Source organism: Trinickia sp. (assembly GCF_036503415.1).
Classification (GTDB): domain Bacteria; phylum Pseudomonadota; class Gammaproteobacteria; order Burkholderiales; family Burkholderiaceae; genus Trinickia.
The window spans coordinates 92,066-100,273 of the sequence record NZ_DASXWY010000196.1 but is presented as its reverse complement, the minus strand read 5'-3'; the positions used below and the strand labels follow the sequence as shown (position 1 = coordinate 100,273).

The following is an 8,208-nucleotide window of genomic DNA, read 5'->3' as shown; positions in this document are numbered from 1 at the left end:
CTTGTCGAAGCGCGTCGTCTCGATCGCGATCTGGTCTTGCTGATCGGCTTGCAGGAGGATCAAGTTGCGCAGCGCGAGTGCTCGATTGGAGATGGTGTGATCGAGCTGATTCGCCAGTCCGGCTTCGACGGCATTGATATCTGTGATTTCGACCATCGACGACTCGAGTTGAGCCATTCGATAAAGCGCGAATATGGTGACCGCAACCAGCAAGCATGAAATCAGGCTAAAGCCGATACCGAGCCGGGTCGCTACCTTCGTGTGGGATAAGTTCATGTTTTATGACGCCTTTAAGAGCCCCGATCAACGCACGAGCCGACACACTGCTCTCTCAGCGCGTCGGACGTGGCAGCCGCTCTCCCGGCTACATAGTGGTCAACGGCACGACAGTCGTCGGCTTGAGCAACTCGTCATACTTATGAGAAAAAAATATCGATTGGCGAGCGATCAGAACCAAATGGCTACAACTTGTCGGCGGTTCCCTACACAACCCTAGGATCGGATTTTTATACGTGTCGGGCGCACGGGAACGCAGCGAACCGCTGAGCGAGGACGCGTCGGAACAAGAGAGCGGCCGGACGAATTGCGGGCGTCAATGACGGTGCAGCAGACTGCGCAGAGGGTGGCGCCAATCGATACGCCGCATGCCCGGTACACGGGTTTCCTTGCGGTGCTCCTGCCACAATTCGTCGGAGAAAAGAAACGCGACGATGACCAACGGCAATACGAGAAAGGTTCCCAATATGAAGTGCTCGATCACGATGAACCTCCGTCCTGTTCCCGTGGCAACCGATGCAACTCATTGTAGTGCAGCGAGGCCGCGCCGACCGGCTGCGACGTGCCGCGCTAAGCGTCGCAGCGCGCATTCGGCGCCGAGCGGGAGGCGCCGCAAGCGGCGCGCACAGCGCAGGCGTGCAGCAGCAGCGCAGATCGCGCGTCAGGCACTGGCCGACTTCCAGCTTGCCGCAAGCAGACCCGCGCCCACGAGCATCGTGCCGCCGGTGCGGTTGACCGCGCGCTGAACCTTGCGGCTGCGGATGGCGCGTCGCGCGCTCGATGCAAGTATCGCGTAGCCCAGTGCATTCAACGAGGCAAGCACGACGAAGGTGGCCTCGAGGACGACGGCTTGCGGCCACATCGGCGCGTGCAGGTCCATGAACTGCGGCACGAATGCAACGAAAAAAACGATGCTCTTCGGGTTCAACGTCGTCACCGCATAGGCGTGAGCGAAGACCCGGGCCGTGCGCGTTTCCGATACGTCCGGCGCATCGCGTTCGACGACAGGCGCGCGCCACAGCTTCACACCCAGATAGACGAGGTAAGCCGCCCCCACCCACTTGATCGCGGTGAACAAGGTGGCCGACGCCGCCAGTACGGCGCCAAGGCCGACCATCGAGGCCGTCATCGACGTCAAGTCGCCCAACGCCACACCCGCGGTCGTGGCCAGCGCATAGCGGCGACCGTGGCCGAGCGCGTAAGAGACGACCAGCAAGACCGTCGGCCCGGGAATGACGATGACGATTGCCGATGCGATCGCGAATGGAAGCCAGTGCGCAAAGCTCATGAAAAACCCCCAAGGGAAAACCCGATTAATCCATGAGTCGATGCGTAATGCAACAAAAAGCCGGCCGCGATGCCGGATAAGCGACGTGTGAAGGGTTGCCACCGTCGATTTATCGACCGGGCATCGTTTTTATTCAGTAATCAGCTAATTCGTTCGAGCGATTTCCGGGATTCCCGGGGCCTTCTTGTGTGCACTGCACCAATATCGCACCGATCAATTGAGGCAGTTGCGGACAGTCGACGCGATGTAAGTCGCTCGCGCCGCAAAGCCTTACCACTCGGCCCTGAGCAGTTTCGCTCGCGCTTGCGCCGGTGGGGCCGGACCGGCGCTTACCGATGCAATTCGCATGCTTTAACCGCTGCGCCACACCTGCGACAATCCGTCGCTTTTGCAACCGCACACAAATTGTGCTTGTTCTTTTTCGCGCCTGTTCTATGTTCAAAACCGTGGGTTTTAGTTTGCCTTTAAACACATAGCTAACCTAAGTAAAAACCCGCATTGGGAGGCAGGAAATGAGGAAGTACGTCGCATCGCTTTTCGTATTGGTGGGTTTTGGCACTGCTGTCTCGATTGCACAGGCGCAAGATAACGTCATCAAGCCGCAGCAAACCTTCGAACTCCGATCCGGCGCCTATGGCTGCCTGTCGAAAGACAAATTCGATGCGGCCGATCGGCACGCACAGGCCGGCGAGCAACAGAAAATGCAGGAATTCTTCGCGGGCTATGAATGCTTGTCCACGCCTGAACACTCGTCGTTCCGGGCGGTTCGAGTCGTTGGCCATGACGTCGAATTCGTCAACGCGGGCAATGGCGATACTCAAGGCCTCTGGACGCACGATCGGTTCATCAAGCAGTAGCACCCCTGCCTGATCCGCTATCATCACGCGCCGGCATGCGATGCCGGCGCGGTGTCGTGTTTGTAGCTCACAGCGTCATGCACCTTTGCGGCTCCCCAAAGGTGCGCCACGGCCCGCGAAACGCTATTTTTCCGGTGCCGTATGGCTCTCAAATCGACGATCCACAAAGCCGAGTTGCAAATCGCCGACATGGATCGGCATTACTACGCCGACCATTCCATCACTGTCGCCCGCCATCCGTCTGAAACCGACGAAAGGATGATGGTGCGCATCGTCGCGTTCGCGCTCTTCGCGAGCGAACGGCTCGAATTCTGCAAAGGCCTTTCCGACACGGACGAGCCGGATCTGTGGCAAAAGGATCTGACTGGCGCCATCGAAACCTGGATCGAGCTGGGCCAGCCCGACGAGCGGCGCATGGCCAAAGCCTGCGGACGCTCCGGCCATGTCGTCGTGATTGCCTATGGCGGCCGAACGTCCGATATCTGGTGGCAGGGCGTACGCAGCAAGGCCGAGCGCCTCGCCAACTTGCGTGTGTGGTCGTTGGCGGAAGGGACCGCCGCTGCCCTCGCGCGGCTTGCCGAACGGACGATGCGGCTTCAGGTGACGGTTCAAGACGGCTCCGCATGGGTGAGCGGCGGCGAAGCCGAGCCGGTGGCCGTCGAGTGGACAGAGCTCAAACCGGCGGGCGGCTGAGCGGCCAGATGCTCACGCAAGCGTTTCGGGCGGTCCCTTGAGCTCGACCATATTGCCCTCCGGGTCGAATAGATAAAGCGAGGGGCCGTACCCCTCGGCGCCATAGCGCCGGCCTTCCTCGCCCAGCGTTGCGCCGTGCGCTTCGAGATGAACGCGCAGCCGGGCGGGATCGTAGTTCTCGACGCGCAGGCAAAGGTGGTCCATGTTGCGGCCCGTGCCCGGCGCACCGCTTTGGGCCCGGTCGAGCGGGCCGCCCACGGCCAGCAGATCGATCAGCGCGCGCCCGGCCCGAAGCTGCGTGAGACCGAGCTCGGGCTGGTCCTTCTCGGACTCGCAACCCAGCGCATCGCAGTAAAAGCGCTTCAACGCCTCGGGGTTGGCGGCGCGAATCACCACATGGTCGATATCGCGGATGATCGGCTTCATCGGCACACCTCCTCTCATGGGTTCGATCGAATATCGTTGCCCAGTGTAGAGCGCGGCCGGAATACAAGCGCGGGAGCCCGAAGAGCGGGCGAAAAAAAACCCGCTCGAGAACGAGCGGGTTGAATCCATATCAGGAGGAGACATGGAGGAGACAAGTCACACTATACACAAAGTCATGGTGCAATGCAATATATTTTTGTCGGAACATTGAAAGGTGCGCGGTGAGCATTGGCGCCCGCGTTTCCGGCCGCTCCAAATTAGACCGCAAGATGCGGCGCGCGGAGGACCCGACGCAGGCATACAGTGAAGCTCATCGATCTTCTTTTTGCGAGGAACAACATGGATTCCGCCTACCGAACCGACGACGAACGCTGGAGCGCCGTGTCGGCTCGCGATGCCAAGGCCGACGGCGCGTTTTTCTATGGTGTCTCCACGACGGGGGTGTTTTGCCGGCCCTCTTGCGCATCGCGTATGCCGCTCCGGGAAAACGTCGCCTTCTTCGCGACTGCCGACGAGGCGCGCGAGGCCGGTTTTCGGGAGTGCAAGCGGTGCCGGCCGGGCGGCCTGCCGCGCGAATTCGCGATTGTCGAGCGCGCCCGTGCAGCCCTCGACGCGGATCCGTCGGCCCGAATGACGCTCGCGCAGTTGAGCGATGCCGTGCATGTGAGCCCGTTCCACCTGCAACGATTGTTCACGCGCGTCATGGGCCTCTCGCCGCGCCAATATCAAGCGGCAAGGCGTGGCGCGGCGCTACGCGATGCCTTGCAGCGCGGTGAACCCGTCACGCGCGCGGCGCTCGATGCGGGGTTCGGCTCCTCGTCGCGCCTTTACAGCAACGTCGCAGGCGATCTCGGCATGGCACCGTCGACCTACCGGTCCAAAGGTGCCGGTCTTGTCGTTCGCTACGGCTGCGCGCCGACCGTCCTCGGCCACGTGCTCGTCGCGGCCACCGATAAAGGCATCTGCCGCATTGCGTTCGGCGACGACGCCGGCGAACTGGTCGCCGAGTTGCGCGGCGCGCTCGCGAATGCCACGCTCGGAGAGGAACCGGCTCGCATTGCGCCGTTCATCGCCCAGATCGAGGCCTACCTGAGCGGCTCGCGCGAGGCCTTCGAGTTGCCGCTCGATGTGGCCGCAACGGCGTTTCGACAACGGGTCTGGGACGCGTTGCGGCGGATACCGTACGGTGAAACGAGGACGTACACGGATATCGCCGAATCGCTCGGCGAGCCACGGGCCGTGCGGGCCGTGGCCAGCGCGTGCGCCTCGAATCCGGTCGCGCTCGCCATTCCGTGCCACCGCGTCATCCAAAAGGGCGGCGCACTGGCAGGCTACCGATGGGGCCTCGAACGCAAAGCGGCTTTGCTCGAAGGGGAAGCCAGGCGGCGCGGCAGCGGGGCGAGTCGCGCGCCGCAGGCCGCGGCGGCCGAAGACAAACGTGCCGATATGGACGACGCCGCTTGAACGCCGCGCCGGAAGTCACCTTCGAGCTGCGCTTCAAGGCGCCCTACGATTGGCCGCGCGTGCTGCGCTTTTTCGCGGGCCGTGCAACGCCCGGCGTCGAGATCGTCGAAGACGGCGTCTATCGCCGCGCCATCGAATGGCATGGCGAAACCGGCACACTCGCCGTGCGCCGGCATCCGCGTCGGCATTGCCTCGTCGTCACGGTTCAGGGACCGGCGAGCCGCCATGCCGATGCGCTCGCCGCGCACGTCGGCGTCATGTTCGATGTCGGCGCCGATCCGGCCCGCATCGGCGGCCATCTCGGGCGCGACGCGCTGCTTGCGCCCCTGGTCGAAACGGCGCCTGGCCTGCGCGTGCCGGGCGCGTGGTCGGCGTTCGAGCTCGTCGTGCGCGCGATCGTCGGCCAGCAGGTCAGCGTCAAGGCGGCGACCACGCTCATCGGCCGGCTCGTGGCGCGAGCCGGCGCGCGTCTCGAAGACCATCCGCACGACGGCACCGCCTGGCGGTTTCCAAGCCCCGCCGCCCTCGCCGCGGCGGATCTGAACGAAATCGGCATGCCCGGCAAGCGCGTCGCGGCGCTGCAAGGCGTCGCACAAGCGGTGGCATCCGGCGCGGTTCGGATCGAACGCCCCGACGACCCACGCGCCCCCGGCGCCGATCTCCCGACGCTGCGCGCGGCGCTTCTCGCATTGCCGGGCATCGGCCCGTGGACCGTCGAGTACATCGCCATGCGGGCCTGGCGCGATGCCGATGCGTGGCCGGCGACGGACCTCGTGCTGATGCAGTGGCTGAGCGCGCGCGACGCATCGTGCGCCCGCCCCGCCGCACGACATGCGCGCACGGCCCCTTGGCGCCCCTGGCGCGCTTATGCCGCGATGCATCTCTGGAACGAGACGGCTGACCGTGCGGCCGGCGCACGCGGCGGCTGAGCGCGTCCGCGCTGCTTACGGGCCCGACACTCCGAGGATGCGCCAAGCGCGCTTCCTGGCGCGGTGTTAAAGTGCCCGCTACTCAAAAACGATTGCCCGGCGTCGCTCGCGAAACGTGCGAATTCCGGGCTGGCTTCGATGTCAGACAACCCATCTTCGATCCGCTCCGAGACGTTCGCGCGGCGCTTGTCCGTGCTGAGCTCGCCCAAAGCAGGCGACGTGCTCACGCGCGGCCTGCGAGGCATCGAGAAGGAGAGCCTGCGCGTCACACCCGACGGCTCGCTCGCGATGACGCCGCATCCGCGCGCGCTCGGCTCGGCGCTGACCCATCCGTCGCTGACGACGGACTACTCCGAAGCGCTGATCGAGCTCATCACTTCACCCGAGCGCGAGCCCGCCGACACACTTGCACGCCTCGACGAGCTCCATCGATTCGTCTACTCGAAGCTCGGCGACGAGATGCTCTGGACCGACTCGATTCCCGGTGCGCTGCCGGAAGACGACGAAATCCCGATCGCGCAATACGGCACGTCGAATATCGGCCGGCTCAAGCATGTGTACCGTCACGGGCTCGCGTTGCGCTACGGCCGAACGATGCAGTGCATTGCGGGCATCCACTACAACTACTCGCTCGACGAGGAAGCGTGGCGCCTGCTTCACGCGGCCGAGCCGTCGCCCGCCACCGCTGTCGATTTCCAGTCGGCTCGCTACTTTGCGCTGATTCGCAACTTCCGCCGCACGAGCTGGCTGCTGATGTACCTGTTCGGCGCATCGCCGGTGCTCGATCGCGGCTTCTTGCGCGGGCGGCCGCACACGCTCGAGCCGTTCGATGCCACGACGCTTTACAAGCCTTATGCGACGAGCCTTCGCATGAGCGATCTCGGCTACTCGAACACGACGGCCCAGGCCGCCTTGAAGCCTGACTACGATTCGCTCCCCGGCTATCTCGACGCGCTCGCGCGCGCGGTGAGCGAGCCGTATGCGCCCTATGAAGCCATCGGCACCCATCGCAACGGCGAGTGGGTGCAAATCAATACCAACGTATTGCAGATCGAGAACGAGTTCTATTCGACGATTCGTCCCAAGCGCGTCGCGCGCTCCGGTGAAAGGCCGCTGCATGCGCTTGCAGCGCGCGGCGTCCAGTATGTCGAGGTGCGCTGTCTCGACATCGATCCGTTCGAGCCGTGCGGCATCTCGCTCGAAACGGCACGGTTTCTCGACGCTTATCTGCTGGTGTGTGCGCTCGACGACAGCCCGCCGTTGCCCCACGCCGCCTATATCGAGGCGAATGCGAACTTCGGGCGCGTCACGCTCGAGGGGCGCAAGCCGGACCTGCGGCTCACGCGCGACGGCCGCGAGGTGCCACTCGTCGATTGGGCCGACGAATGGCTGGCGAAAATCGAACTCGCCGCCGATGCGCTCGACGCAGTGGCCGGAGGCGATGCGCATCGGCGCGCGCTCGATGCGCAGCGCGCGAAACTCGCGGCGCCCGAGACCACGCCGTCCGCGCGCGTGCTGGCCGCGATGCGCGAGCGCAAACAGGATTTCCTCACGTTCGGTCTGGCCCAAAGCCGCGCGCACGCTGCCTACTTTCGCGCGCGGCCGCCTGCTGCCGACGAGGCGCGCGCGGCAACCGAGTTCGCCGAACGTTCGCTCCAGGAGCAGGCCGCGCTCGAGCGCGACACGGACCCGGATTCTTTCGACGCATTCGTCAACGATTACCGCAGCTATACGCTCGAACGCTTCAGCGTTTGAGGGCGATCGGCGATCGGAACCGTTTTCACCGATCCACGGCAAGGCTGCTGCGATCCGGCGCGAACGCCGAGGCGCATTGCGCGTCGAACCGGCATGCCAACCAACGAGGGGCGGTTCGAATGAAGACCATGCCATGGGTAGCCGCGTGCGTACTCGCCGCGGGCTGCTCGACGACGGATCGCGTGACCCCTGACACGATGCAGGCCGCCACCGCGCCGCTCATCTGTGCGCATGCCGACGAATGCGCACGCTGGTGGGCTCGTGCCCAGCAGTGGGTCAGCCGCCACAGCGAATACCCCGTGCAAACAGCAAGCGACTCGCTGATCGTGACGACGGGCCCCGAGGGGGGCAGTGGCAAGCTGGCCTATCAAATTACGAGAACGGCCAACGCCGACGGCTCCGAGACGATCGGCTTCGCCGCCCATTGCGACAGCATGACGGGTTGCCGGCCCGATCCGTGGCAGGCGGCCGCCGAGTTCAAACAGTTCGTCAGGGCCGGCGCGGCGCCGGCCAACTGAGC

At 64.5% G+C, this 8,208-nt stretch carries 9 protein-coding genes and 1 pseudogene; 6 read left to right on the top strand and 4 right to left on the bottom strand.

Annotated features, from left to right (window positions below):
- From VGL01_RS23490 to VGL01_RS23480, 3 genes and pseudogenes are all read right to left on the bottom strand, one after another.
- Positions 1-276, bottom strand: a pseudogene (locus tag VGL01_RS23490) (methyl-accepting chemotaxis protein); the annotation flags it as partial.
- 316 nt (positions 277-592) lie between these two features.
- Positions 593-760, bottom strand: a complete 168-nt coding sequence (locus VGL01_RS23485) for a hypothetical protein (RefSeq protein ID WP_331573640.1) — start codon at positions 758-760, stop codon at positions 593-595.
- 177 nt (positions 761-937) lie between these two features.
- Positions 938-1,564 (bottom strand): LysE family translocator, encoded by a 627-nt coding sequence (locus VGL01_RS23480; protein WP_331573638.1) that lies wholly within the window; start codon positions 1,562-1,564, stop codon positions 938-940.
- A gap of 512 nt (positions 1,565-2,076) precedes the next feature.
- Here VGL01_RS23480 and sap1 point away from each other — a divergent pair.
- Both sap1 and VGL01_RS23470 read left to right on the top strand, forming a co-directional pair.
- Complete coding sequence (gene sap1, locus VGL01_RS23475) at positions 2,077-2,421, top strand: surface attachment protein Sap1 (RefSeq protein ID WP_173257752.1); 345 nt, start codon at positions 2,077-2,079, stop codon at positions 2,419-2,421.
- 141 nt (positions 2,422-2,562) lie between these two features.
- Positions 2,563-3,114, top strand: coding sequence for a YaeQ family protein (locus VGL01_RS23470; protein ID WP_331573636.1), 552 nt, complete (start codon positions 2,563-2,565; stop codon positions 3,112-3,114).
- A 12-nt stretch (positions 3,115-3,126) separates the two neighbouring features.
- On the opposite strand, the gene VGL01_RS23465 is transcribed toward VGL01_RS23470, so the two are convergent.
- Positions 3,127-3,540, bottom strand: coding sequence for a VOC family protein (locus VGL01_RS23465; RefSeq protein WP_331573634.1), 414 nt, complete (start codon positions 3,538-3,540; stop codon positions 3,127-3,129).
- A 339-nt stretch (positions 3,541-3,879) separates the two neighbouring features.
- Between VGL01_RS23465 and ada the strand changes: the two genes are divergently transcribed.
- The 4 genes from ada (at position 3,880) to VGL01_RS23445 (ending at position 8,206) form a co-directional block, all read left to right on the top strand.
- The gene (gene ada, locus VGL01_RS23460) at positions 3,880-5,004 is read left to right on the top strand and encodes a bifunctional DNA-binding transcriptional regulator/O6-methylguanine-DNA methyltransferase Ada (RefSeq protein WP_331573632.1); all 1,125 of its coding nucleotides are present in this window, start codon (positions 3,880-3,882) and stop codon (positions 5,002-5,004) included.
- Positions 5,001-5,933: a DNA-3-methyladenine glycosylase gene (locus VGL01_RS23455; RefSeq protein ID WP_331573630.1), complete on the top strand. Its 933-nt coding sequence runs from the start codon at positions 5,001-5,003 to the stop codon at positions 5,931-5,933. The genes ada and VGL01_RS23455 overlap by 4 nt, the downstream gene beginning before the upstream one ends.
- 138 nt (positions 5,934-6,071) lie before the next feature.
- Complete coding sequence (gene gshA / locus VGL01_RS23450; protein ID WP_331573628.1) at positions 6,072-7,688, top strand: glutamate--cysteine ligase; 1,617 nt, start codon at positions 6,072-6,074, stop codon at positions 7,686-7,688.
- Between the two features lie 119 nt (positions 7,689-7,807).
- On the top strand, positions 7,808-8,206 hold the full coding sequence (locus tag VGL01_RS23445) for a hypothetical protein (RefSeq protein WP_331573626.1): 399 nt from the start codon (positions 7,808-7,810) through the stop codon (positions 8,204-8,206).
- Positions 8,207-8,208: the final 2 nt, after the last annotated feature.